This is a genomic window from Methylobacillus methanolivorans (assembly GCF_044751345.1).
GTDB classification, from domain to species: Bacteria; Pseudomonadota; Gammaproteobacteria; order Burkholderiales; family Methylophilaceae; genus Methylobacillus; species Methylobacillus methanolivorans.
Window position 1 is genome coordinate 399,659 of record NZ_JBIWXY010000001.1, and the last position, 23,741, is coordinate 423,399.

The 23,741-nt window shown below is 52.6% G+C and carries 22 protein-coding genes and 1 riboswitch; of the genes, 13 read left to right on the forward strand and 9 right to left on the reverse strand.

Going from position 1 to position 23,741, the window contains the following annotated elements; translation table 11 throughout:
• The first annotated feature begins 37 nt into the window (after positions 1 to 37).
• Positions 38 to 934: a LysR family transcriptional regulator gene (locus ACIKP9_RS01930; protein ID WP_400878572.1), complete on the forward strand. Its 897-nt coding sequence runs from the start codon at positions 38 to 40 to the stop codon at positions 932 to 934.
• Here the strand turns inward: ACIKP9_RS01930 and ACIKP9_RS01935 are convergent.
• Positions 931 to 1,842, reverse strand: a complete 912-nt coding sequence (locus tag ACIKP9_RS01935; RefSeq protein ID WP_400878575.1) for a LysR family transcriptional regulator — start codon at positions 1,840 to 1,842, stop codon at positions 931 to 933. The two genes, ACIKP9_RS01930 and ACIKP9_RS01935, sit on opposite strands and share 4 nt — an antisense overlap.
• Positions 1,843 to 1,976: 134 nt before the next feature.
• On the opposite strand from ACIKP9_RS01935, the gene metE reads away from it, so the two are divergent.
• Positions 1,977 to 4,238, forward strand: coding sequence for a 5-methyltetrahydropteroyltriglutamate--homocysteine S-methyltransferase (metE, locus tag ACIKP9_RS01940; RefSeq protein ID WP_400878578.1), 2,262 nt, complete (start codon positions 1,977 to 1,979; stop codon positions 4,236 to 4,238).
• Here metE and ACIKP9_RS01945 read toward each other — a convergent pair.
• Entirely contained in the window at positions 4,235 to 4,558 is a 324-nt protein-coding gene (locus ACIKP9_RS01945; protein ID WP_400878581.1) for a thioredoxin family protein, read from the reverse strand. The genes metE and ACIKP9_RS01945 overlap by 4 nt on opposite strands.
• Positions 4,559 to 4,745: 187 nt before the next feature.
• Positions 4,746 to 4,971, forward strand: a riboswitch (cobalamin riboswitch).
• Positions 4,972 to 5,117: 146 nt separating this feature from the next.
• On the opposite strand from ACIKP9_RS01945, the gene nrdA reads away from it, so the two are divergent.
• From nrdA to ACIKP9_RS01985, 8 genes are all read left to right on the forward strand, one after another.
• A complete protein-coding gene (nrdA, locus tag ACIKP9_RS01950) occupies positions 5,118 to 7,397 on the forward strand; it encodes a class 1a ribonucleoside-diphosphate reductase subunit alpha (RefSeq protein ID WP_400878583.1) in 2,280 nt (759 codons plus the stop codon).
• Positions 7,398 to 7,459: 62 nt separating this feature from the next.
• Positions 7,460 to 8,593, forward strand: coding sequence for a class Ia ribonucleoside-diphosphate reductase subunit beta (gene nrdB, locus ACIKP9_RS01955; protein ID WP_400878586.1), 1,134 nt, complete (start codon positions 7,460 to 7,462; stop codon positions 8,591 to 8,593).
• Entirely contained in the window at positions 8,590 to 9,006 is a 417-nt protein-coding gene (gene yfaE, locus ACIKP9_RS01960; RefSeq protein ID WP_400878588.1) for a class I ribonucleotide reductase maintenance protein YfaE, read from the forward strand. The genes nrdB and yfaE overlap by 4 nt, the downstream gene beginning before the upstream one ends.
• A 123-nt stretch (positions 9,007 to 9,129) precedes the next feature.
• Positions 9,130 to 11,373 carry a TonB-dependent siderophore receptor gene (locus ACIKP9_RS01965; RefSeq protein WP_400878591.1) on the forward strand — a complete coding sequence of 748 codons (2,244 nt, stop codon included), beginning with the start codon at positions 9,130 to 9,132 and terminating at the stop codon, positions 11,371 to 11,373.
• Between the two features lie 61 nt (positions 11,374 to 11,434).
• Positions 11,435 to 12,400, forward strand: coding sequence for an alpha/beta hydrolase (locus tag ACIKP9_RS01970; protein WP_400878594.1), 966 nt, complete (start codon positions 11,435 to 11,437; stop codon positions 12,398 to 12,400).
• Positions 12,397 to 12,669 carry a hypothetical protein gene (locus ACIKP9_RS01975; protein WP_400878597.1) on the forward strand — a complete coding sequence of 91 codons (273 nt, stop codon included), beginning with the start codon at positions 12,397 to 12,399 and terminating at the stop codon, positions 12,667 to 12,669. The genes ACIKP9_RS01970 and ACIKP9_RS01975 overlap by 4 nt, the downstream gene beginning before the upstream one ends.
• Positions 12,666 to 14,225 (forward strand): PepSY-associated TM helix domain-containing protein, encoded by a 1,560-nt coding sequence (locus tag ACIKP9_RS01980; protein WP_400878600.1) that lies wholly within the window; start codon positions 12,666 to 12,668, stop codon positions 14,223 to 14,225. The genes ACIKP9_RS01975 and ACIKP9_RS01980 overlap by 4 nt, the downstream gene beginning before the upstream one ends.
• 43 nt (positions 14,226 to 14,268) lie before the next feature.
• Positions 14,269 to 14,625: a DUF3325 domain-containing protein gene (locus ACIKP9_RS01985; protein WP_400878603.1), complete on the forward strand. Its 357-nt coding sequence runs from the start codon at positions 14,269 to 14,271 to the stop codon at positions 14,623 to 14,625.
• 25 nt (positions 14,626 to 14,650) lie between these two features.
• On the opposite strand, the gene ACIKP9_RS01990 is transcribed toward ACIKP9_RS01985, so the two are convergent.
• From ACIKP9_RS01990 to ACIKP9_RS02000, 3 genes are all read right to left on the reverse strand, one after another.
• On the reverse strand, positions 14,651 to 15,709 hold the full coding sequence (locus ACIKP9_RS01990; protein ID WP_400878605.1) for an AI-2E family transporter: 1,059 nt from the start codon (positions 15,707 to 15,709) through the stop codon (positions 14,651 to 14,653).
• A 50-nt stretch (positions 15,710 to 15,759) separates the two neighbouring features.
• Positions 15,760 to 16,062: a DUF1840 domain-containing protein gene (locus ACIKP9_RS01995; RefSeq protein ID WP_400878608.1), complete on the reverse strand. Its 303-nt coding sequence runs from the start codon at positions 16,060 to 16,062 to the stop codon at positions 15,760 to 15,762.
• Positions 16,063 to 16,127: 65 nt separating this feature from the next.
• Entirely contained in the window at positions 16,128 to 16,304 is a 177-nt protein-coding gene (locus ACIKP9_RS02000; RefSeq protein ID WP_400878611.1) for a PLD nuclease N-terminal domain-containing protein, read from the reverse strand.
• A gap of 179 nt (positions 16,305 to 16,483) precedes the next feature.
• On the opposite strand from ACIKP9_RS02000, the gene ACIKP9_RS02005 reads away from it, so the two are divergent.
• Positions 16,484 to 17,482 (forward strand): CobW family GTP-binding protein, encoded by a 999-nt coding sequence (locus ACIKP9_RS02005; RefSeq protein ID WP_400878614.1) that lies wholly within the window; start codon positions 16,484 to 16,486, stop codon positions 17,480 to 17,482.
• Positions 17,483 to 17,535: 53 nt separating this feature from the next.
• On the opposite strand, the gene ACIKP9_RS02010 is transcribed toward ACIKP9_RS02005, so the two are convergent.
• The 4 genes from ACIKP9_RS02010 to ACIKP9_RS02025 form a co-directional block, all read right to left on the reverse strand.
• The gene (locus ACIKP9_RS02010) at positions 17,536 to 18,558 is read right to left on the reverse strand and encodes a CobW family GTP-binding protein (protein WP_400878616.1); all 1,023 of its coding nucleotides are present in this window, start codon (positions 18,556 to 18,558) and stop codon (positions 17,536 to 17,538) included.
• Between the two features lie 198 nt (positions 18,559 to 18,756).
• Positions 18,757 to 19,977 (reverse strand): zinc metallochaperone GTPase ZigA, encoded by a 1,221-nt coding sequence (gene zigA, locus ACIKP9_RS02015; protein ID WP_400878619.1) that lies wholly within the window; start codon positions 19,975 to 19,977, stop codon positions 18,757 to 18,759.
• Positions 19,978 to 20,008: 31 nt separating this feature from the next.
• Positions 20,009 to 20,428, reverse strand: coding sequence for an RNA polymerase-binding protein DksA (gene dksA, locus ACIKP9_RS02020; RefSeq protein WP_230346992.1), 420 nt, complete (start codon positions 20,426 to 20,428; stop codon positions 20,009 to 20,011).
• Positions 20,429 to 20,584: 156 nt separating this feature from the next.
• Entirely contained in the window at positions 20,585 to 20,986 is a 402-nt protein-coding gene (locus tag ACIKP9_RS02025) for a Fur family transcriptional regulator (RefSeq protein ID WP_230346993.1), read from the reverse strand.
• Positions 20,987 to 21,066: 80 nt separating this feature from the next.
• Between ACIKP9_RS02025 and ACIKP9_RS02030 the strand changes: the two genes are divergently transcribed.
• Both ACIKP9_RS02030 and ACIKP9_RS02035 read left to right on the forward strand, forming a co-directional pair.
• Positions 21,067 to 22,935 (forward strand): ribonuclease catalytic domain-containing protein, encoded by a 1,869-nt coding sequence (locus ACIKP9_RS02030; protein WP_400878623.1) that lies wholly within the window; start codon positions 21,067 to 21,069, stop codon positions 22,933 to 22,935.
• On the forward strand, positions 22,935 to 23,738 hold the full coding sequence (locus tag ACIKP9_RS02035) for a polyamine aminopropyltransferase (RefSeq protein WP_400878626.1): 804 nt from the start codon (positions 22,935 to 22,937) through the stop codon (positions 23,736 to 23,738). Before ACIKP9_RS02030 ends, ACIKP9_RS02035 begins: the two co-directional genes overlap by 1 nt.
• Positions 23,739 to 23,741 lie beyond the last annotated feature (3 nt).

Consider the following 23,741-nt stretch of genomic DNA (forward strand, 5'->3'; position numbering starts at 1 on the left):
TTGTTTGTTGCATAAATCGATCAAATAAGGGCTATGCATGGATAGGATTACCGCTGCAGAAGTATTTGTGTGCATTGCCGAACAAGGCAGCATGACGGCTGCCGCGCAGGCCATGGATATGTCGCGTGCCATGGTGACGCGTTATCTGGGCCAAATGGAGGAGTGGGCAGGAGTGCGCTTGCTGCACCGCACCACGCGCAGGATGACTCTGACTGAAGCCGGACAAGCGATCTTGCTGCGTTGTCGCGATATGCTGGCGATTACTGCAGAGATGCACCTCGCACAACAGCCAGGGGATGAGCCGCATGGCTTGTTGCGTATCAGTTGTGCGCAATCTATTGCCCAATATGGGTTGGCGGCGCTGGTGGGGCGTTATTTGCAGCGTTACCCAATGGCGGCTGTGGAGTTGCAGATCAGTAATCACACCATCAACCTGGTCGAGGATAGGGTTGACCTGGCTATCCGCATTACCAATGATCTGGCCCCAGGCCTGATTGCCAAGCCTTTGGGCACTTGCCATTCTGTCGTTTGTGCAGCTCCAGCCTATATCGCTCGCCATGGTGCCCCCAAGGCGGTGGAAGACCTGGCTATGCACCAATGCCTGACCTACTCATATTTTGGCAAGAGCCTGTGGACATTTTTGCGCCAAGGCGAGGAATACCATGTGCCTGTTAGCGGCAGCCTGACGGCGAATGATTCAACAGTGCTATTGGCGGCAGCGATTGCCGGGGCAGGGGTGAGCTTGCAACCCGTCCTTGCGGCGGCGGGCCCGATCAGCAGAGGTGAGCTAGAGGTGCTGTTGCCAGATTACCAGCCGCGTTCGTTGGGTATTTATGGGGTTTACCAGTCACGTAGCCATATGCCACTGATATTACGCTCCATGCTGGATTTTATGGTTGAGCATTGGGCAGCGAGTATGCCTGAAGCGATTTAGAGTAACTTGATTTCGCTGAGTTTTTCCAGGCAGGTATCGCGAATGATGCGCGCCAGGTCTTGCGTGTATGGCCGGGTCATGATGTCCGGCATGCCGAGAGCGTGTAGTTCCGACCACAGGCCTTTGCGGCCAATGGGCTTGGCAATCACATATTCGTGATCTACATAGCTTTGTATGCCCCAATTAGGCAGTGCCGCGATACCGCGGCGGCTTGCTACCAATTGCATGATGGCAATCGTAAGCTCGCTGGTGCGCCGGGTGAATTCAATGCCTGCGGGCTTGAGTACCTGGCGGATAACGTCGATGCGCTCTTCCGGCACGGGATAGGTGATCAGCGTTTGTCCGGCAAAATCCTCTGCCATCAATCGTGGTTTGTTGCGCAATTCATGTTCGGGTGGCAATACGCCCATGATCTCGAACTTGAATAGCGGAATTGCGCTCAGTTCGCGTAATTTTTCCGGCAGGCTGCCAATGACAAGGTCGGCCTTGCCTTCATGTAGCAAGTGCCATGGATCGCTGTGGAATCCGGCCACCAAATCCAGCTCGACTTCTGGCCAGGCGCGGCGGAAGGCATCCATCACCGGCGTCAGCCAATCAAAGCAGGTGTGGCATTCCAGCACTATCCTCAATTCTCCCGATTGATCGCTCTTGAGGCGAATCAGGTCACGCTCGGCTTTTTCCTGCGCTTCCAGCACTTCCCTGGCCAAGGCCAGCAGACGCTCTCCAGCCGGCGTGAATCGGATGCCGTGTGCTGTGCGCTGGAACAAGGGGGTGTCGTAATGATTTTCCAGCACGCGTATCTGGTGTGAAAGTGCTGATTGTGTGAGGAAGACCCGTTCAGCAGCATGAGCCAGCTTGCCGGTCTCGGCAATCGCAATCAGGGATTTCAGGTGGCGGATTTCCAGCATGGCGTACTTGCTTGATATGAATTTAATTCAAGTTTATCAAAAAAACTTTCGCTTTTTTAAATTTATTGCATCCGTGAAAATTCCTGCACTTTTTCAATCAACTCATACACATCATTCAAGCAAGGGATTCAAGCATGGCAATTGCACATATTCTGGGATATCCGCGTATCGGCGAGAAACGCGCACTCAAGTTTGCCCAAGAGGCATTCTGGAAAGGGGAGCTCAATGCGACAGGTTTGCAGGAAGTAGGCAAGGGGTTGCGTGAACAGCATTGGCAAAAGCAGGCAGGCTTGGGCTTTATCACCGCTGGTGATTTCACGTTTTACGATCACGTGCTGGATCATGCCGTGATGTTTGGCGCAGTGCCGGAGCGTTTTGGCTTTCAAAGGGGAGTATTGTCGGAGGAGCAATATTTTGCCTTGGCGCGAGGTAATGCCAGCCAGCCTGCGATGGAAATGACCAAGTGGTTTGATACCAACTATCACTATATCGTGCCGGAGTTGAGCGCAGACACGCGGTTTTCCATCAATGCCCACGAATTCCTCAGCCGCCTGGATGAAGCACAGGCGCAAGGCAAAACGGTCAAGCCAGTGTTGTTGGGGCCAGTCAGCCTGCTGTACCTGAGCAAGGCCAGGGATCGTGACCGCTTGCAATTGCTCGATGGGTTGGCAGAGCAATATGCTTATCTGTTGCGTGAGCTCTACCATCGCAAGATTGAATGGTTGCAGATCGATGAGCCAGTGTTGGCGCTAGATCTTGATGATCAGTGGCTGAAGGCATTTGAGCGTGCTTATGCCTGGTTGCGCACGCAACGCCCGAAGATTCTGCTGGCTACTTATTTTGCCAATGTGTCTCGCTATCAAGGTTTTATTACTGGCCTGCCGGTCGATGGTATTCATCTTGACCTGGTACGTGCGCCTGAACAACTGGCACCTTGGCTCAATGCCTTGCCTGGGCACTGGGTGTTATCGGCAGGGGTAGTCGATGGCCGCAATATCTGGCGCAATGATCTGCGCCGCAGCCTCGATATCCTGCAAACACTGGCGCAAAAGCTCGGTGATCGCTTATGGGTGGCACCAAGTTGCTCGTTGTTGCATACCCCCGTGACCTTGGCTCATGAAGAAAACCTTGATCCAGAAATCAAGCACTGGTTGGCCTTTGCGGATGAAAAAATTGCCGAAGTTGCCACCTTGGCGCGTGCCTTGAATGAAGGCGAAGGGAGCATCGCCAGCGAGCTGGCCGCATCTGATGCTGCCGTGCAATCACGCCGGACCTCCAGCCGGGTACACAATGCGGATGTGCAGGCCAGAATTACTGCCTTGGATAAAATCAACCCAGAGCGTCATCGTGCCTTTGCTGAGCGCAAGGCCGTGCAGCAAGCTCGCTACAATCTGCCTGCATTGCCAACCACGACCATAGGTTCCTTCCCGCAGACCGCGGATATTCGCGCCAGTCGAGCTGCTTTCAAGCAGGGCAAGCTATCGACCGATCGTTATCAGCAGGATATGCAGCAGCATATCGAATTCGCTATTCGCGAGCAGGAGGCACTGGATATTGATGTGCTCGTGCATGGTGAAGCCGAGCGCAACGATATGGTGGAGTATTTTGGCGAGCAGCTGGCTGGCTACGCGTTTACCCAATATGGCTGGGTGCAGAGCTATGGCTCCCGTTGCGTCAAACCGCCTGTGATTTATGGGGATGTTTATCGCCCGCAGCCGATGACGGTAGAAACGGCGCGTTATGCTCAATCGCTCACCAGCCGCCCGGTCAAGGGTATGCTCACTGGCCCGGTGACGATGCTGCAATGGTCGTTTGTCCGAGACGATCAACCACGCCAATCCACAGCAATGCAGCTTGCATTGGCAATACGTGACGAGGTGGATGACTTGCAGCAGGCCGGTATTGGCATTATCCAGATCGACGAGCCAGCGCTGCGTGAAGGCTTGCCGCTACAACAGGCCGAATGGAAGCAATACCTGGATTGGGCAGTGAGGGCATTCAAGCTTAGTGCCAGCGTGGCCGAGGATGACACCCAAATCCATACGCATATGTGCTATTCGGAGTTCAATGACATTCTGCCTGCCATTGCAGCCATGGATGCGGATGTGATCACCATCGAGACTTCGCGTTCGCACATGGAGCTGCTGGATGGTTTTGGCGAGTTTGCTTACCCGAACGACATTGGCCCCGGTGTATACGACATTCATTCCCCCCGTGTGCCGACGATTGCTGAAATCGAGGCATTGTTGCGCCGTGCGGCTAGTGTCGTGCCTCTTGCGCAGTTATGGGTTAACCCGGATTGCGGCCTCAAGACCCGCGGCTGGGCAGAAACGCGTACCGCACTGGATAATATGGTGCAGGTGGCCAAGCAGTTGCGTACTGAATTGGCTGCTTAATCAGGCGACTGGTGTGCCTGGAGTAGCGTGGTGATCGCTTCCACGCTCTCCGGCCGCACTACACGACCAATTTCTACGCCATTGTGCAGCAAGATCAGGGTGGGCCACAGCTTAATGCGGAAGCTGCGGCCCAGCCGCTTGCCAGGGCCATCTTCTATGCGCTCGTGGCGCAGCGTGGGGTGAAACTGTAGCGCGCTGTTCAGCAGCGGCTGTGCACGCTGGCAAAAGCCACACCAACTCGCGCCAAATTCAAGCAGTAACGCACCCGGTATTTGCTCAATCTCTGCACGGCTAGGTTCGGGAGTGATGGCTGGTTTCATGGTAGGTCTTTTTATTCCCCATTTTTACGCGCCCATCTTGGCGAAAATATCGTTTCATGATAGCTCAATTCATGATGCAGAGATGGCTAGAAAATTCTTCAAAAAATTTCTCCTTAAAAATCCTGCATATACCTCAAAAAATCAATATATAGTGTTTTGTAGTCTACACAAGCACATTTTATTGAGCTATATTCCATCCCACTACGGTGTTCGACAGCGGTTCGATTCAGTCGAGAAAAGGGAATGCGATGAACGGGTTTAGGCCTGTTTAAACCGCAGCTGCCCCCGCAACTGTAACTGGAGAGTGGTGTGCCATATTGATAGCCACTAGGCCTGTGAGTGTAGGGCCTGGGAAGGCTGGCAAACTGCGGAGACCCGGAAGCCAGGAAACCTGCCGTAGATTATTTTCATAACGTTTGAGGCGGGGTGTCCTCAGCAGATAGCTATCGTGGCCAATGCCGCGAAGCAGTTCATTTTGCTGACTCCATGCATGTAGGCTTGACCGGGAGTCTGGTCGCCAGGGCATGGAGACACCTTGCTTCCTGACAGGGAGCCTTAGATGACACAGTATGAATCCATGAATGCCACCAAGCGGGATGGTCGTCGTGAGCCGATCAACTTGGACAAGATCCATCGTGTGATCGATTGGGCGGCACAGGGACTGGACAATGTATCGGTATCGCAGGTCGAGCTGAAGTCGCACATCCAGTTCTATGACGGAATTCGTACCGATGTCATTCATGAAACCATTATTAAGTCCGCCGCTGACTTGATCTCAGAAGAGACGCCGGATTACCAGTACCTTGCCGCACGCCTTTCCATTTTCCACCTGCGCAAGATCGCCTACGGCCAGTTTGAGCCGCCGCATTTGTTTGACCACGTCACCAAGCTTACCGAGATGGGCAAGTACGATCAGCACCTTCTGGCTGATTACAGCCGCGAAGAGTTTGACGAGCTGAACAGTCATATCGACCATTGGCGCGATATGAATTTCTCTTACGCTGCCGTGAAGCAGCTGGAAGGCAAATACCTGGTGCAAAACCGGGTGACCAAGAAGATCTACGAGAGCCCACAGTTCCTCTACATCCTGGTGGCAATGTGCTTGTTTGCCAAGTATGAGGGTAAGGCGCGCCTGGAATACATCAAGCGCTTCTACGATGCGGTATCCACCTTCAAGATTTCCCTGCCTACGCCCATCATGTCCGGTGTGCGTACACCGACCCGCCAGTTCAGCTCCTGCGTGCTGATTGAGTGCGACGACAGCCTGGATAGTATCAATGCGACAACCAGCGCGATTGTGAAGTATGTTTCGCAACGTGCTGGGATTGGCGTGAATGCAGGCCGCATCCGCGCATTGGGCAGTGAGATCCGTGGTGGCGAGGCGCAGCATACTGGCTGCTTGCCTTTCTATAAACTGTTCCAGGCCGCAGTAAAATCTTGTTCGCAGGGTGGCGTGCGTGGCGGTGCGGCAACCTTGTTCTATCCTCTGTGGCACCTGGAAGTTGAATCACTGCTGGTATTGAAGAACAACCGCGGCGTGGAAGAAAATCGTGTACGCCATCTTGATTACGGCGTGCAGATCAACCGTTTGCTCTATCAGCGCCTGATCAAGGGTGGCGACATCACACTGTTCTCACCGCACGATGTACCAGGGCTTTATGATGCTTTCTTTGCCGACCAGGATGAGTTTGAGCGCCTGTATACGCAATACGAAGCTGATGACAGCATCCGCAAGCGTAGCTTGCCAGCAGTGGACCTGTTTTCCTTGCTGATGCAGGAGCGCGCAGGCACGGGCCGCATTTATATCCAGAACGTCGACCATTGCAACACTCACAGCCCGTTCAACCCGAAGCTGGCCCCGGTGCGCCAATCCAACCTATGTATGGAAATCGCACTGCCTACACACCCGCTTGAAGATATCAATGACGAGCAGGGCGAGATTGCCTTGTGCACCTTGTCCGCCTTTAACCTTGGTGCGTTGGAAAACCTCGGTGAATTGGAAGGCTTGGCCGACCTTGTGGTGCGTGCGCTGGATGCCTTGCTGGAGTATCAGGATTACCCGGTCAAGGCGGCACTCAATGCCACTGACAAGCGTCGCTCGCTTGGCGTAGGCGTGATCAATTACGCTTATTACCTTGCCAAGAATAGCACTGGCTACACCGATGAAGCGGCGCTAGGGTTGACCCATCGCACCTTTGAGGCGATCCAGTATTACCTGTTGAAAGCCTCGGTACAGCTTGCGCGTGAATTCGGTCCTTGTGGTGCGTTTAATGAAACAACCTATGCGCAAGGCATCTTGCCGATCGACACTTACAAGAAAGACCTGGATGCCGTATGTAACGAGGCATTGCAGCTGGATTGGGAGCAACTGCGCAAGGATATCGTCGCGAATGGTTTGCGCAACTCCACATTGACTGCGCTGATGCCTTCCGAGACTTCCAGCCAGATCGCCAATGCGACCAACGGCATTGAGCCACCGCGTGGCTTGGTGTCGGTCAAGCAATCCAAGGATGGCATCCTGCGCCAAGTGGTGCCCGAGATCGAGCGCCTGCGCCATCAATACCAGTTGCTGTGGTCGCTGCCGAATAATGATGGCTATCTCAAGCTGGTGGGCATCATGCAGAAGTTTGTCGATCAGTCGATTTCTTCCAATACCAACTACGATCCCAAGCGCTTCGAGGGCGGCAAGGTGCCGATGAAGCAGTTGCTCAAGGATTTGTTGCAGGCTTACAAGCTTGGCGTCAAAACCCTCTACTACCACAACACTCGCGATGGGGCGAGCGAAGGCGGTAGCGAGGCGGAAGATGACGGTTGCGCCAGCGGTGCTTGCAAGATCTAGCAAGCAGGTGAAGGATGGGGCGGCAGGCACGCCGCCCTGATTGAAGAATATAGAGACAAATCATGGCATACAGCATTTTTTCCAAGGTCGATAACGAGCAACTCAAGGAGCCGATGTTTTTCGGTCAGCCGGTCAATGTCGCGCGTTACGACCAGCAGAAATATCCGGTATTCGAGAAGCTGATCGAAAAGCAGCTGTCGTTCTTCTGGCGTCCGGAAGAAGTCGACGTATCGCAAGATCGTATCGACTACCAGGGTTTGCCTGACCATGAAAAGCATATCTTCATCAGCAACCTGAAGTATCAGACGCTGCTGGATTCTATCCAGGGACGTAGCCCTAACGTGGCGTTGTTGCCATTGGTCTCGTTGCCAGAGCTGGAAACCTGGATCGAAACCTGGGCTTTCTCCGAGACCATCCACTCGCGCTCTTATACCCATATCATCCGCAACATCGTTTCTGATCCCTCACTGATCTTTGACGATATTGTGCGCAATGAAAACATCGTAGCGCGCGCTAGCGACATCTCGAGTTATTACGATGATCTGATTCACTACTCCATGCTGTATTCGCAGCTAGGCGAGGGTGATCATGTGATCAATGGCGAGGTCAAGTCGGTCAACCTGCATGAACTGAAAAAACTGCTCTACCGTTGCCTGATGAGCGTCAATATCCTGGAGGCGATCCGCTTTTATGTCAGCTTTGCCTGCTCGTTTGCCTTTGCTGAGCGCAAGGTGATGGAAGGCAATGCCAAGATCATTCGCCTAATTGCGCGTGACGAAGCGCTGCATCTAACTGGCACCCAGCACATGCTTAATATCATGCGCAATGGCCAGGATGACACGGAGTTTGCTGAGATTGCCGCAGAGTTGCAGCAGGAGTGCTTCGACATGTTCAAGAATGCTGCGGAGCAGGAAAAGAAATGGGCAGAGTACCTGTTCAAGGACGGTTCCATGATCGGCCTCAACAAGGACATTCTCTGTCAGTATGTCGAGTACATCACCAATAACCGCATGACAGCGGTTGGCCTGGCGCCTGCGTTTCCAAATGCCAAGAGTAATCCTATCCCCTGGATCAATACCTGGTTGGCGTCCGATACCGTACAAGTGGCGCCGCAGGAAGTGGAGTTGAGCTCCTACCTCATCGGCCAGATTGATTCTGAGGTCAGCTCTGACGACCTCGGTGATTTCGAGCTTTGAGCACAGTCCGTACCCAGCACACCAGCTTTAACCTCATTTCGCACGAAACGTTGCTCGATGGCCTGGAGCGTACAGGCCACGAAGTGGAATACCAGTGCCGGGGCGGATATTGTGGCATTTGCCGGGTACGCCTACTTGATGGCGAGGTGCAATACCTTGAGCAGCCATTGGCATTCATTGCTGCCGACGAAATCTTGCCGTGCTGTTGTGTACCAAAATCTGATGTCAGGGTGGAGTGCGAGCTCAGGCCTGAGATGCGCGGGTGGCAAGGACAAGAGGATATGTTCCCCGTTCAGCAGTCGCTTTTTGCTGATGCGTTGCCTCACGAAGAACAGTTTCCCCCAGTGAAAAAGTGGCGTAGAAGAAGAGCGGCTAAGTCAGCTACATCGGCAAATAATTTATCTCTGTTTTAGAAGTGTTGTTTTTTTGCACGGCTTAGCCCAACAAAGTGTAAATAAAATGTAAAAATTATCATTCGCTAATATTATTGAGAATGATTTTTAATAAAATCGCTGCTTTTCATTCAGGGAAAAGCAATGAAGCACACTCCAATATTGGCAGTTCAGAAGCCAAAACTTGTTTATCTTGTGGTCAGCGCATTATTTGCAATGCCTGCTATCGCAGCCGATCGTGATAATTCCGTATTACCCGAAGTTGCTGTCGTTGGTGGTAAGGTCAATAAAGAGGCAACAAGCTATGTTGCTAAAAAAACCAAAAGTGCCACCAAGACCGACACCCCTATTGTAGAAACGCCACAATCTATTTCGGTTGTTGACCGCAAGGAGCTGGATGACCGTAATGCGCAGACCTTGAATGAGGCAATTGCCTATACTGCTGGTGTTCGTTCAGAGGTCGGTGGTATGGATAGCCGCGCAGATAGTTACTCTATTCGAGGATTTAAGGGTGGCTTGGAAACTGATAGCGGAACCTCCACTCTTTTCCTTGATGGGCTCAAGGTCCAGGCCGGTGGTCAATGGAACCGTGCAACTTTTGATAATTATGGTCTTGAGCGGGTAGAGGTATTGAAAGGTCCTTCAGCCGCCATATATGGTCAGATCACTCCTGGCGGCATGATTAATCTTGTGAGTAAGCGTCCAACAGCAAATCAGGTCAACGAAGTGCGTTTGCAAGGCGGTAGTTTTGACCAATATAAGGCAGCATTCGATATTGGCGGAAGCCTGGCTGACGATCAGTCAGTATTATTCAGATTAGTAGGCTCTTTCAACGATGGTGGCTCCCAGATCAAACATAATGATCTGCAACGTACCTATTTTGCGCCAAGTCTGCTTTGGCAGATTTCAGATAAGACCAGCTTGACATTGCTGGCGCAGTATCAGCGCGACAAGGGCGGTTCAACCTTTCAGTTTCTCCCATATTATGGCACTGCCGCATTTAACTCAGTGATTGGACGACGTCTGAGTCGTGACACCTTTTATGGTGACAAGGATTGGAATACTTATGATCGTGAGCAGTCAGCGGTAGGTTGGGAGTTTGATCATCGCTTTAGTGATACATGGCAGTTCCGTCAAAAAGTACGGTATACCAGTGTAGAAAATACCTATAAATCTGTCATAGGAGGTATTTCTAGAGGTAATGAAACTAATGGCTTGTTCGATCGTAGATCCACTTTGGGAGAGGGCAACTCAGAAGGAGTGTCGATTGATAATCAACTACAAGCCGATTTTGCGACTGGTGAGTTGCAACATACCCTTCTTTTGGGGATGGATGCGCAACGCTTCAATTGGCAGAACAAAAGAGGTAATGGAACCGCAAGCTCAATTTCATTATTTAATCCAGGCCCGACAAGTGCAGGAAATTATAATGTCACGGTAAGTACGATGCGTCAGGATGCCGATCAAAAGCAAACTGGAGTGTATGTTCAAGAGCAGTTAGCATGGGATAAGTGGCGGTTTAGTGTAGGTGGGCGTTACGATTATTTTGATAATACGATGAGTGCTACATCGTCGACTTATGGGCATCGTCGGGAGGGATTCAACGACCACTCTTTTACTTGGCGCACAGGTGCGCTGTATTTGTTTGATAATGGCTTGGCACCTTTCATCAGTTACTCCACTTCATTTGATCCAGGGCCTCTGGGAGTAGCCATGTTGAATGACGTGGCTGTTAAACCTATCAAGGGAAATCAATATGAAGCGGGGGTTAAGTATCAACCGCCCGGCAGTAATAGCTTGGTCAGTGCTTCAGTGTATGAACTGACACAAGAAAATCGTATGGTCTCAACCGGTGCGACTTGTGTAAACAGTGCAGACAATACTTGTTATTCCCAGGTTGGAGAGGCAAGGATTCGAGGCGTTGAGCTTGAAGGCAAAGCTGAGCTAACGAAGAATATTAGCTTGCTTGGTAGCTATACCTACATGGATAGTGAAATCACCAAGAGTAATACAGCTACCGAGGTAAATGGAGCCGCTATTCCTCAAGTCGCTAAGCACATGTCATCACTATGGGCTAATTACACTTTCACTACCGGTTATCTTGATGGGTTAAATATTGGGCTTGGTGCTCGATATGTTGGCGGGTCTTACGGTGCTGCTCGTGCAGTAGGGCCAGCTGATAATCCATATCTGCATACAGACTCCTATACAACCTATGATGCTGCAGTTCGCTATAACTTGAAGTCTGTAGGATATTCTGGCGCAGAGTTTGCAATCAATGCCAGTAATTTGACAGACCGACTGTACGTGACAACTTGTACTGGTCTAGGTGCTTGCTATTACGGCTCCGGCCGCGTCGTGAATGCTACCCTGAAGTACAACTGGTAATGTGATCCAGAGCGATTGTCCGCGAGTAGCAGGCAATCGCTTTTTTTATGGGTGAGTCATTGTGAAATTCAAGCCTATTTTGTTTGCGGGTCTCTTGTATTTATGGGCAATACAATCTTGCACTAGTATTGCTGAGGATGCGAGCGACTGGCGGGTAGCAACCTTGCCTATCGCGCAGCAGCAGGATATTCGGTCAGCAGCCACAGGCCAGACCTACCGCATTTTTATCTCCAAGCCGGCTGTTGAGCCGCCTCCTGAGGGTTTCCCCGTTATTTATGTGCTGGATGGCAATGTCTTGTTTTACCCGGTTTCCATGTTGGTGCATGGGCAATCGCAACGGCGCGAGGCTACCGGTATCACGCCGGCAGTGGTAGTGGGTATAGGTTATCCCACTCAGAGGATGCTGGATGAGGTGTCCCGCGCTGAGGATTTGACGCCGCCAGCCCCTGATCTTTCTGATACTGGCGACCAACGTGCACCCAGGCAGGGTGGGGCAGACCGCTTTCTGGATTTTGTTGAGCAGGAGTTGAAGCCCCTGATTGCCAAGGAGGTTCATATCAACCCTCAGCAGCAGGCTTTGTTTGGGCATTCCTACGGTGGCCTGTTGACGTTGCATACCTTGTTCACGCGCCCACAGGCGTTTCAGGTTTATATTGCCTCTAGCCCTTCCATCTGGTGGAACAAGCAGTTCATCCTGACCGAAGAGCAAGCTTTCATGGCTGCATCTTCACTTGATTTATCCCACTCACGGTTGTTGTTGATGGTGGGTGGGCTCGAACAGGGAAGGCCTGTCGCAACTGATGCGACAGCTCCAGGCAATACATCCACGCAACGGCGGCAGATGGTCGATGCCACACGGGAATTGGCGAGCCGTTTACAGCAGGCCAAGCCACACGGCTTGAGCACTTTCTATCAATTGCAGGTAGGTGAAAACCATGGCACGGCAATGTGGACGGGTAGTATCCGGGCGGTGGAGTTTTTTATGGGGCGCTCCGATAAGTTTAATGCAGAGGTGTCGCAGCCATGAAGCCATCTATGGATATCGGCTTACGGGTGCTGGCGGCGTTTGTCGGTGGCTATCTGTTGACGGCCTTGTTCAACTTGTTGTGGGTACTGTGGTGGCCGGGTCACCGGGCTGATGCGGTTTTCTATGGCGTGTTGTTACCGTGGGTGGTGTATTGCCTGGTGATGATCTGGGCTTTTGCTGCCCGCAGCGCCTTGCGTGCCTGGGGTTGGATCATCCTGGTTGCACTGATGTTGGCGGTATTGTTGGGATTGGCCAGGTGGCTACAATGAAAAAGACATTCTCTCTTTCCATGGCCTGGCTGCATGCTTGGTTTGGGTTGTACCTGGGCTGGCTATTGTTTGCCATTTTCCTGACTGGCAGTATGGCAGTGTTTGAGCATAGCATCACGCACTGGATGCAGCCCGAGGCGAGAGTCGATCACTCTTTGCCTATGCCTAGCATGCAAGAGCAATTGGATCAGGGCCAGGCTTACCTGGAGCAGCATGCACCACGCGAAAAAGGCAGCATGTGGATGATACGTCCTATCTCGGATAATCATCCTACATTGGAGGTTATCTGGCGCAAGAAAGGTGAAGCGCATGAAGTCGTGCTTGACCCGCACTCCGGCCAAGCACTCAAGGTGCGTGAAACCGAGGGCGGGGAAATGCTCACGCATTTTCACTACACCTTGCTGGCTGATCTCACTGGTACCATTATTGTCGGCTTGGCAGCGGTGGTGATGCTGGTTGGTTTGATTAGCGGCGTGGTCATTCATAAGCGTATCTTCAAGGATTTTTTCACGTTTCGGCGGCAATCGTCATCCCAGCGCTCATGGCTGGATGCACATAATGTGGCAGGGGTAATGATGTTACCTTTCCTGTTCATGATTACCTACACTGGCTTAGTGATGCAGCCAATGGTCTTCCTGCCGTTGGGTATCAAGGCTGTTTATGACAATCCACGTAGTTTGCGTGCCGATGCAGTCCAGTCGTTTGAGCGCCCGTATGTCGCTGAGGAAGCGCCCATGATCAATATTGCCACTTTATTACCCAAGGCACAGCAAGCACTCGGTGCTGTGGAGTGGGTGGTGATCCAGAATGGTGGGGATGCCTCGGCTGTGGTCGAGTTTTTTTCCGGCGTCGGAGGGCGGATTTCTGCTGTGGCGGATCATGCGGCTTTCAACGGTGTGACAGGTGAATTGCTAGGTGTGCAGACCAAGTGGCGTGATTCTGCTTATGTATTCCGTGGCTTTGTTGGCATCCACGTTGCCATGTTTGGTGGCTGGGTAGTTTCCTGGCTGTATTTCTTCGCCGGGCTGGTGAGTTGCGGGCTGATTGCCACAGGCCTGATCTTATTTACCATCAAACGCCGCAAACGGCCGGAGAATGAATTTGGCGCGGCCAGTGCTCGTGTATACCGCCTGATTGAGGCACTTAATATTGCTGCTGTGATGGGCAGCATCAATGCCATTCTGGTTTATTTCTGGGCCAATCGCCTATTGCCAGCCGATCTGGATGGGCGTGCAGGTTGGGAGGTGCGTGCATTCCTGCTCACCTGGCTGGTGAGTTTGCTGCATGGCCTATTGCGGAAACCATTGGCGGCCTGGCGCGACCAACTCCTGCTGGCGGTGATGTTGTGCTGCTTATTGCCGCTATGTGCCTGGCTGAATGGCCTGCCGACGTTACTGGAGTTCTGGCGCCTAGGCGATGGCATTGCCTTTGGCGTCGAGGCGACCATGTTGGTCATAGGCCTCTTGCTGGCAATGGCTATTCCCAAGGTGTCCAATGCCATGCGTGGTACGCCATCCACACGTAAAAAAAGTTTGCCCAAGGAGGGAAGGGCATGAAGGTGATAGCAAAGGTGTTGAAGTGCGTGAGGAGGGCCAGCCAGTGAGCCATACTTCAATCTTGACAGCGGTCATGATGGGCTACACCCTGGCCTATGCTGGGATGGCGGCCTTAAGCTTGGGCATGCAAAAGCATTATGCCCAATTGACCGCTGATGCTGAGTTGCCCTCCAGCAGGAAAGTGTTGTTCAAGACCTTGGGTTGGAGCTTATTAGCATTCGCCTTGCTGCCTGTGATCCAGGGCTGGAGCTTGGCGATGGGGCTGGTGATCTGGGTAGGCTTGATTTCCGTGGCGGCGATCAATGTCGTGCTAGTGCTTGCCTATCAACCTAGATTGCTCGCCTGGCTCGGGGTTGCAGTCAGCATCGCTTTGATTGTATTGCTGACTGCAAGCATGTAGCGACTTTGCCGCTATTTAATCCTATTTAACCCCGGTCCAAGGGACGGGATGTAGAAAAAATATCCCACATGGTAATGAATAGTGCCGCAATCAGCGGGCCGATGACGAAGCCATTTAGCCCAAACACGGCCATGCCGCCGAGTGTGGAGATCAGTACGACGTAATCCGGTAGCTTGGTGTCCTTGCCAACCAAAATCGGACGCAGGATGTTATCTACCAAGCCAATCACGAATACGCCAAATGCAATCAGGGTAATGCCTTGCCACAGTGCACCAGTGGCGAGAAAGTAGATGGCTACTGGCGCCCATATCAGGCTTGCACCCACGGCGGGCAGAAGTGATAGAAAGGCCATGATGACAGCCCAGAGCAGGGCTGCTTGGATGCCTAGTATCCAGAAAATCAACCCACCTAAAGCCCCTTGCGTTATCGCAACCAAGATGTTGCCTTTGACTGTGGCGCGGATCACGGTGGTGAATTTATTGAACAGGTGGCGCTTATGCTCAGCACTGAGGGGGATGGCTTGTTTCACCCGCATCGAAAGCGTCGTGCCATCGCGTAGCAGGAAAAACATCAAGTACAACATGACAGCAAAGCCAACCACAAACTGGAAGGTATTCTGCCCAATACTCAGCGCCTTGGTTGCCAGCAATTGGCTACCCTGCATGGCGATTTGCGAAAGCTTGTCCTGAAAGCTTTTTACATCCGTCAGGCCGACGCGCTCCAGCACACGATGAATAGGCGCTGGCGCAGCATCCAGGATTTCCTGAGTGTAGAGCGCTGGGTTGATTTCGCCTGACTTCACTTTCTGGAACAGCGTTGCCCCTTCATGTACCAGCGAGCTGGCAATGATGATTAGCGGCAAGATCACAATGATGATACAAGCTGTGAGCGTGCCGAGCGCTGCGAGGTTTTTGCGATTGTTAGTCTTGACCAGCAGCTGACGATATAAAGGCGTAAACAGGATAGAGAGAATCACCCCCCAGAACACTGCGCCATAAAAGGGCAGGAGGATGACGATCAATCCGGCAGACACCAGAAGCAGCAGGAAGATAAAAGATTTATTGTGGAAATCGGCGCTATTCATAAGGCAGGAGTTTACGCGTTAAATATCTGATGGAGTGTTGCTACACGCACTTATTTCCACATGACGTCACTATGGTTCTGGATAGCCGATTGCAACAATTCTATCAATGGTAATGCACGCTTGTTCAGGCTGATATGAATAGGCTCTGCTTCAGCTTCTGTTTGTTCGGTGTTTTCTGGTGAGGTGGAGCTTTTTAGCCCTTGTTGCAAGCCTTGTAGCGCCTTGGGGACATCGTCTGCCAGGATAGCGCCGGGGATGGTGCCGCTGTGGCCCATGAGTTGAAGGAGTTGCTTGGCAACATCGCCAAACAGCATGATGTCGCTATAGCGCGAGGTTGAGAATATCACGAGCATGTGTGTGGGCCTTGAGAGATAATAGGCAGGCTACCCAGCCAATGCTTGGCAGCCTGTCATGTGGGTTAGTCAGTTTTGCTGCCAGGGCCAGCCAAGTACCAGACAATCAAGCCGAGAACGGGGAAAATCAGTACGCCAAGAATCCAGAGGATTTTCTTTACCGTATCCGCAGAGCTTTGGATAATCTTGATGATGGCGTAAATATCTGCAACGAGGATCAATAGGGCGATAATGCTTTGCATGATGTTTTCCTTTTTCTTGGTAGTGAAATTGACGGCAGGCTCCCTGCTGCAGTTCGGATGGGAGCGTACGCCGCACATGCAATTCGTAATATCAGACTACACTGAATTACACGTAGGACTTTACCGACTCGCCACGATGATTGGCAAGCAGAGATTATGCTCTGACATGGGGCAGACTCATGGTTGATGCCATGCGCTTGCCTGTCACTGTGCTGACTGGTTTCCTCGGCTCAGGTAAGACCTCCTTGCTCAATCAATGGCTACGCCATCCGCAAGTGCAGGACACCTTGGTGATCGTCAATGAGTTTGGCGAGGTTGGTTTGGATCATTTGTTGGTGGCCCACCAGCAGGATCAGCCCATGGTGGTGGAGTTGAGTAATGGTTGCCTGTGCTGCCAGTTGCGCAGCGACCTCAAACAAACGTTGAAAGACATTCACTGGCGCTTTTCCCGCAATGGTGTGCGGCAATTCAAGCGCGTGGTGATCGAGACCAGCGGCTTGGCAGATCCTGTGCCCATCCTACATACGCTGATGACTGACGCCTATGTGGCTGCGGCTTACCAATTGGATGGCGTGGTCACGGTGGTAGATAGTCTATTGGGACTTGCGACACTGGAGCAGCATCCTGAAGCGGTTAAACAGGTACAAATGGCTGACCGGATATTGCTCTCGAAAACCGATCTTGCTGATGTTGATAGCCCGGCGTGTGAGGGGTTGCATGCCGAATTGCACAGATTGAACGCCATGGCTCCTATTAGCCAGCTGGATACAGCGCTGGTGAATACAGCAGGTTTGGGATTACTGTTTGGCATAGGAGTTGAGCATGGTTTCCCGCATTGGTTGCCAATGTTGGCTGCACCAGCCTCGCATGGCGCCGAGGTGACGACGCTGAGCCTGGAGTTACAGCAGCCTATTCCCCAAGTAGATTTTGAACAGTGGCTTGCGTTATTGCGTGCGTATGACAACCCAGGCTTGTTACGCTTCAAGGGGATATTCCAGATTGCGGGAGAGCAAAGCCCTGTTGCCGTACACCGCGTGCAACATGTATTGCATACGCCTGAGCCGTTGAGGGATTGGCAGGGCCAGCATCAACGTAGCCAGTTGGTGATGATGACTCAATCTGGAATAGGCCAAGAAGAGAGCCAGTTATTGCAGCCGCTAGCCAGGTTTGTTGTCTAGCACCTCGTTTGATTGCTACAAAGCGCTGCTTCTTAAATCATCCCAATACCACTCTAAATTTGCATTAAGGCATCACGAATCTTGATTTCGTCCAGCCCTTTGCCAATCAACACGATGCGGGTAATGGGCTCGTCCTCATCCCAGCCTTCCAGCAGGTTAGGCGGGTAAAGTGTGTGGTGCACCGCATGTACTGCCAGCGGCGCTGGCTGGTCTTCTGCATGAATGATGCCTTTCATGCGCAACAGTTGCTCGCCATGGGTTGCGCATAGCCATTGCAGTACTGGTTCCAATTGAATCCAGGTCAATGGCTTAGGCATGGTGACAGTAAAGCTGGTGATCTCGTCCTCATGTACGGCTTGAGGCAGCATGCCACGCGTGGCCTTGGAGCGCGAGGGGGCTCGTAGCCAGCGTTGCGGTTGGGCTTGCGCGCCGTTGGGGCTGAACAGTCCGGCATCAATAATCGCGGATGGGTCGATGTCGCCGTGGGTAATGCGATATTGGGTGGCGCCTGGGTTGAGCTTGATCAGTGCTTCTGTCAATGTCTCCAGGCCTTCTGGCGAGGCCAGGTCAGTCTTGGTGATCAGCAGCACATCGGCTACGGCAGCTTGTTTACGTGCCTCGCCGTGTTCCGCAATTTGTTGCAGGCCGTAGGTGCTGTCAATGGTGACGACGACGGCATCCAGGCGGTAAGTAGATGAAATGACCGGCTCATTGAGCAGGTTGGCCATGATAGGGCCTGGGTCTGCCATGCCAGTTGTTTCTATCACCAGTCGCGAGAAGTTGGGAATAGCCTGCAATTGGCGCTTGAAGAACAGGTCGCGCATGGTGTCTGCCAGCTCGTTGCTCAGGGTGCAGCACAGGCAGCCTGATTCCAGCAGGACAGTATTGTCGGCGATATGCTGGCTTTCGACCGTGCGTGCCAGAATATGATCCAGCCCGGCGCTACCGAGCTCATTGATGATGACGGCAGTGTCTTTCATGCCAGGGTTGTGTAGCAGCTTATTGAGCAAGGTGGTTTTGCCGCTGCCGAGAAAGCCGGTCAACAAGGTCACGGGGATGCGATGGTCCAACGTCATGGCGTGGGAGTTCCTTACCTGAATAGAAAACTTAACGATGCCGCCATGGGAGCGGCATGGGTATTTTAAACGAGAACAGCGCAGGCTGGCCCATTCATCAGGAATGAGTGGAGGCATTGGAGGTAAATCTTGCCTATACCCTAGCTGGTTTCAGTCTACTGATTTGCCCGATGTTTCGGGATTTGGTTTCACCTTGAATCAGGCAATTGCCTCTTCATTGTGTTTGTCCCAGAGAGGAAATGGGTCAGCAAATCTGCTCCAGCCATTCATGCCCAGCGCGAGCTCATCATCGGTGAGCAGACATTGGTCGAATTGATGGCGTAATGCAGTTTCGTCCATGTCTATGCCGATGATGACGATTTCCTGCTGGCGGTCACCGAATTCGCCATCGAAACGCGCACGTATCAATGCCAAGGAGTCACTATCTTGTGGCCAATAGGCTTGGGGCGTTGCGGTCCACCAATAGCCTGCCAAACCGTGCCGTGTCACAGAGCCTGCTTGCGACCAGTTGCCGCAATAAGCCGGGCGACTAGCGATCCAAAAGTGCCCTTTGGAGCGGAGCACACCTGGCCACTCCTGCTGGAACCACTGCCATAACCGTTGTGGGTGGAAGGGACGACGATGACGGTAGACAAAGCTGGTGATGCCGTATTGCTCGGTTTCCGGCACATGCTCCCCGCGCAACTCCTTGAGCCAGCCGGGCGCATCCTGGGCTTGTTCAAAGTCGAATAAGCCGGTGTTCAATACCCGCTCCAGTGGTACGCGCCCAAACGCGCTTTCCACAATCTGGGCACGTGGGTTGAAGGTTTTCAGGATGCCATGCAATTGCCGCAATTGCTCGGTGCTCACCAGATCGGTCTTGTTGAGGATAATGACGTCGCAGAATTCGATTTGCTCAATCAACAGGTCTACCACGGTACGCTCATCCTCTTCCCCCATGGAAGAGCCACGTTCTCTCAGCAAATCGCGCGAACTATAGTCGCGCAGGAAATGCAAGGCATCGACCACGGTTACCATGGTGTCCAGTCTGGCAAGGTCAGACAGGCTAGTGCCATCTTCATCGCGAAAGGTAAAGGTTTCAGCAACCGGGAGTGGTTCGGAGATGCCGGTAGACTCGATCAGCAAATAGTCGAATCTCCCTGCCTCTGCGAGGCGCTTGATCTCGACCAGTAAATCTTCTCGTAGCGTGCAACAGATACAGCCATTGCTCATTTCGACCAGTTTTTCTTCTGCGCGCGATAAGTCGGCACCGCCTTCGCGTACCAGTTGCGCGTCAATATTCACCTCGGACATGTCATTGACGATCACCGCTACGCGTTTGCCCTCGCGGTTATTGAGGATGTGGTTGAGCAGGGTGGTCTTGCCCGCACCGAGAAAGCCGGAGAGGACGGTGACAGGGAGTTTGGTGGAGGTATGCATGATGATTCCTGAAATGCGCTTGAATAGTGAATTAATGGCTGAATTGCCGCTCGCGCCTTTCATGGCGTTCCTGCGCGTCAATGGAGAGTGTGGCGGTTGGCCTAGCCAGTAGGCGTTTTAGGCCGATAGGCTCGCCACTTTCTTCGCAATAGCCATAGGCATGGTCGTTGATACGTTGTAATGCGGCATGGATTTTCTTTTCCAGTTTGCGTTCACGGTCACGCGTGCGTAATTCCAGCGTATGCAGTTCTTCCTGCGTGGCCCGATCTGCCGGGTCGGGGAGTTCTTGTTGTTCTCTCAGGTGCTTGCCCGTCTCGGCTGCATTGTCATGAATATGCGCAAGTTGCTGTTCAAGTAGGTGCTGGAAAAAAGCGAGTTGCTGCACATTCATGTACTGCTCATCAGGCATGGCAAGTAGTTCGTCGATACTGATGATGTCGGGTTTTGTCATGGATGAAGTTAATTGTGCAACAAAGTTGCATTTTATGCTGAATTTGATTGAATGTGCAACTGTGTTGCATATTGTGGGTGTGGCAGGATATGACGTTGAGGGGGGCTAAAAAGAAATCAGGCCCTTGTGATTAGCTTGGGCCGGGGTAGCTGGAGATCAGTTTTTTGCTGAATTACACTGGTCGCATTGACCTTTTATATTGAGTTCGACCGACTCAACGGTAAAATGGGAGGGTACGCTGTTGGGAATACGCGGTTTGACCTCGTCCAGGCAAAAAATCTTGCCGCAGGACGAGCATTCGAAATGGGCGTGGTGGTGCTTGGCATTGCGCTGCGTAAGCTGAAAGCGCCTGGCACGATCATCACCCAGGATGGGGTGTACCAGGTTGCACTCCACCAGCCAATCAAGCACGCGATACAAGGTAACGCGGTCAAAAGGTGCTTCCTGGGTCAAGGTTTGCAGTAGCTCGTGGTGGGTGAGCGGAAATTCCGACTCCATCAGGACATTCAATACAGCAACACGGGATGAGGTCGGGCGTTGCCCAATCTCATGTATCATTCGTTCGGCGTTATGCATAGGCGCTAAATTACAGACAATCATCACGTGCCGTCAACTGGGCACGTCCAAAAAGCAGGATTATGAACGTATTTTTTGAAGAAGAGGGCAGTTTCAAGGTGGCTTCGGTCATGACGGAAAACCCAGGCTCTCTCCAAGTAGAAGCGATTTCCGGCAAACGCTCCAAGATCAAGTCTGCCAATGTATTGATGCGTTTCGAAGGTGCATTGTCGGGTTTTATGGAAAGCGCTAGTACCGAGGCTGAAAGCCTGGATGTGCCATTTTTGTGGGAGTGTTGCGGCGAACCGGAGTTCGGGTTTGAAGAGCTTGCGCAGGAATATTATGGTAGCAAGCCGACCTCTATGCAGGCCGCGGCTGTGGCTATTCGCTTGCACAGTGCCCCGATGTATTTCTACCGCAAGGGCAAGGGACGCTACAAGGCAGCACCGGAAGAAACCTTGCAAGCTGCCTTGGCTGGCCTGGAAAAAAAGCGCTTGCAAGCCGAGAAGGTGGCGCAATACGTTGAACAACTCAAGGCTGGGCAGTTGCCAGCTGAATTCGATAGCAAGGTTATCGATGCCTTGCTGTACCAGCCGGACAAGAACGCCCTGGAGTGGAAGGCTTTGGAGCAGGCAGCGAGTGAGCAAGGCGAACACGTGGTACGCGTGCTGGCTTCCTGCGGCGCGATAGCTTCTGTGCACGATTACCATCTTGGTGCTTTCCTGCGCGAATACTTTGCCGAGGGGCAGGGTTTCCCACCACTCGATGCGCCAGTGGCTCCACTGGACTTGCCGCGAGCCGAAGCTGAGGCATTCAGTATCGATGACAGTACAACCACAGAGATTGACGATGCTTTCACCCTGGTGCCGCTGGCAGATGGCGTGACCCGTGTAGGCATTCATATTGCTGCGCCCGCATTGGGCATACTTCCTGGTACTCCACTAGACCAGGTGGTGATGCAACGGCTGTCTACCGTGTATATGCCAGGTAATAAAATCACCATGCTGCCCGAAGATGTGGTGACGCCATTCAGCCTGAATGAGGGCGAGTGGCGGCCTGCGCTTTCGCTTTATTTAGATGTTGCGCCTGACTTGAGCATCATCAAGCGAGAAAGCCGCGTCGAGCAGGTGAAGGTGGCCGAGAATTTGCGCCATGACACGCTGGAGCCTTTTTTCAATGAGAATACGCTGGAGCAGGATAGCGGCCATCCTTATTGGCAGCGCTTGCTGTTCCTGTTCCGTCTTGCCGAATCGCTGGAAAAGGCGCGTGGCAAGTATGACCCAACACGCCCGATCCAGCTGGATTACAACTTCTACGTTGAGCATGGCCAGGTACGTATTGTGGGCCGCCGCCGTGGTGCGCCTATCGATAAGCTGGTGGCCGAGCTCATGATTGAGGCCAACAGCCATTGGGGCGGCCTGTTGGCTGAGTACAATGTGCCGGGTATTTATCGTGCGCAGAACGGTGGCAAGGTATATATGACAGTCAAGGCCGAACCGCACCAGGGGCTGGGCGTTAGCCAGTATAGCTGGAGCACCTCACCCTTGCGCCGTGCGGTTGACCTGGTTAACCAGCGTCAAATTGTATCCGTGGTGCAAGGCCAGGAGCCTGTTTATGCCCAAGGTAGTGATGAGCTGGCCGTAGTGATGCGTAACTTCGACATGACTTATAACGCTTATAACGAATTCCAGACACGCATGGAGCGCTATTGGTGCTTGCAATACCTATTGCAGGAACATATTCAGGAGATTGGTGCTACTGTGTGGCGCGAAAGCCTGGTGCGCCTCGACGGCATGCCGCTGATGACCAAGGTGCACGGTATGCCCGAGTTGCCTCAGGGGACGCGCGTGACGATAGAAATCCAGAAGGTTGATACCTTGCTGATTGAGCTGGAAAGCCGTTTCAAGGCACTTGAACATACAGAGTCGGCAACAGAAAGTGAGGCTGCCTAATGTTCAGGGTAGGGCGCAAGATTGCACGCAGCATACACAAAGCGGTGACCAACGAAGATAGCGTTGATGTCAGTGAAGTCGATGGCGTACGTTCGCTGCACCTGGGGTCTGACACAATCCAGAGTTCGATGCGCGTCAAGGACCCTTACGCGCTGGAGTTGCGCTATTCGCGCGGCATGATGGTATTTCTGTTGTTCCAGAAGCAACCGCGCGATCTGGTAGTGCTGGGCCTGGGCGGAGGTTCTATTCCCAAATACGTTTATCACCACTTGCCTGAGGTGAAAACACGGGTGGTGGAGATCAACCCGCGCATTATCGAGGTGGCACGTAGCCACTTCCTCACGCCAGAAAATGATGAGCGCTTCGAGATTATCGAAGGTGATGCCGTGGCTTTCCTGCGTGATCACCCTAATACCACTTCGATGCTCATGATGGATGCTTTTGGCAGCAGCGGCTTGCCAGCAGAGCTATGTTCGCAGGATTTCTTTGATTCCTGTTTCGAGGCGTTGACGCTGGATGGCATGTGCGCCATCAACCTCTGGGGAAGTGACAAGAATTATGATGCTTACCTGCAACGCATAGAGACCAGTTTTCATGGTCGCATGTTGGTGATGCCGACAGGCCGCCCAGGCAATGTGGTTGTCTTTGGCTTCAAGCGTGCGCCCAACGACCTGCGCTGGAGCACATTACGCGTGCGTGCCAAGGCACTTGAAACTGAGCACAAGGTTGAGTTCCTTGAGTTCGTCGAGCGCTTGCGCGAGCATAACCCGAGTACCAGCAACCGCTTGTTGCTGGAATCCTAACCG

What these genes read in the sequence shown, in the direction of transcription:
- ACIKP9_RS01980 (WP_400878600.1), top strand. Translation starts at nt 12,666, where the DNA reads ATGAAAAAGACATTCTCTCTTTCCATGGCCTGGCTGCATGCTTGGTTT.
- ACIKP9_RS02025 (WP_230346993.1), bottom strand. Translation starts at nt 20,986, where the DNA reads ATGATACATGAGATTGGGCAACGCCCGACCTCATCCCGTGTTGCTGTA.
- nrdB (WP_400878586.1), top strand. Translation starts at nt 7,460, where the DNA reads ATGGCATACAGCATTTTTTCCAAGGTCGATAACGAGCAACTCAAGGAG.
- zigA (WP_400878619.1), bottom strand. Translation starts at nt 19,977, where the DNA reads ATGCATACCTCCACCAAACTCCCTGTCACCGTCCTCTCCGGCTTTCTC.
- ACIKP9_RS01995 (WP_400878608.1), bottom strand. Translation starts at nt 16,062, where the DNA reads ATGCTCGTGATATTCTCAACCTCGCGCTATAGCGACATCATGCTGTTT.
- ACIKP9_RS01990 (WP_400878605.1), bottom strand. Translation starts at nt 15,709, where the DNA reads ATGAATAGCGCCGATTTCCACAATAAATCTTTTATCTTCCTGCTGCTT.
- ACIKP9_RS01935 (WP_400878575.1), bottom strand. Translation starts at nt 1,842, where the DNA reads ATGCTGGAAATCCGCCACCTGAAATCCCTGATTGCGATTGCCGAGACC.
- ACIKP9_RS01945 (WP_400878581.1), bottom strand. Translation starts at nt 4,558, where the DNA reads ATGAAACCAGCCATCACTCCCGAACCTAGCCGTGCAGAGATTGAGCAA.
- ACIKP9_RS01975 (WP_400878597.1), top strand. Translation starts at nt 12,397, where the DNA reads ATGAAGCCATCTATGGATATCGGCTTACGGGTGCTGGCGGCGTTTGTC.
- ACIKP9_RS02005 (WP_400878614.1), top strand. Translation starts at nt 16,484, where the DNA reads ATGGTTGATGCCATGCGCTTGCCTGTCACTGTGCTGACTGGTTTCCTC.
- nrdA (WP_400878583.1), top strand. Translation starts at nt 5,118, where the DNA reads ATGACACAGTATGAATCCATGAATGCCACCAAGCGGGATGGTCGTCGT.
- ACIKP9_RS02030 (WP_400878623.1), top strand. Translation starts at nt 21,067, where the DNA reads ATGAACGTATTTTTTGAAGAAGAGGGCAGTTTCAAGGTGGCTTCGGTC.
- ACIKP9_RS01965 (WP_400878591.1), top strand. Translation starts at nt 9,130, where the DNA reads ATGAAGCACACTCCAATATTGGCAGTTCAGAAGCCAAAACTTGTTTAT.
- metE (WP_400878578.1), top strand. Translation starts at nt 1,977, where the DNA reads ATGGCAATTGCACATATTCTGGGATATCCGCGTATCGGCGAGAAACGC.
- ACIKP9_RS02035 (WP_400878626.1), top strand. Translation starts at nt 22,935, where the DNA reads ATGTTCAGGGTAGGGCGCAAGATTGCACGCAGCATACACAAAGCGGTG.
- ACIKP9_RS02010 (WP_400878616.1), bottom strand. Translation starts at nt 18,558, where the DNA reads ATGACGTTGGACCATCGCATCCCCGTGACCTTGTTGACCGGCTTTCTC.
- dksA (WP_230346992.1), bottom strand. Translation starts at nt 20,428, where the DNA reads ATGACAAAACCCGACATCATCAGTATCGACGAACTACTTGCCATGCCT.
- ACIKP9_RS02000 (WP_400878611.1), bottom strand. Translation starts at nt 16,304, where the DNA reads ATGCAAAGCATTATCGCCCTATTGATCCTCGTTGCAGATATTTACGCC.
- ACIKP9_RS01930 (WP_400878572.1), top strand. Translation starts at nt 38, where the DNA reads ATGGATAGGATTACCGCTGCAGAAGTATTTGTGTGCATTGCCGAACAA.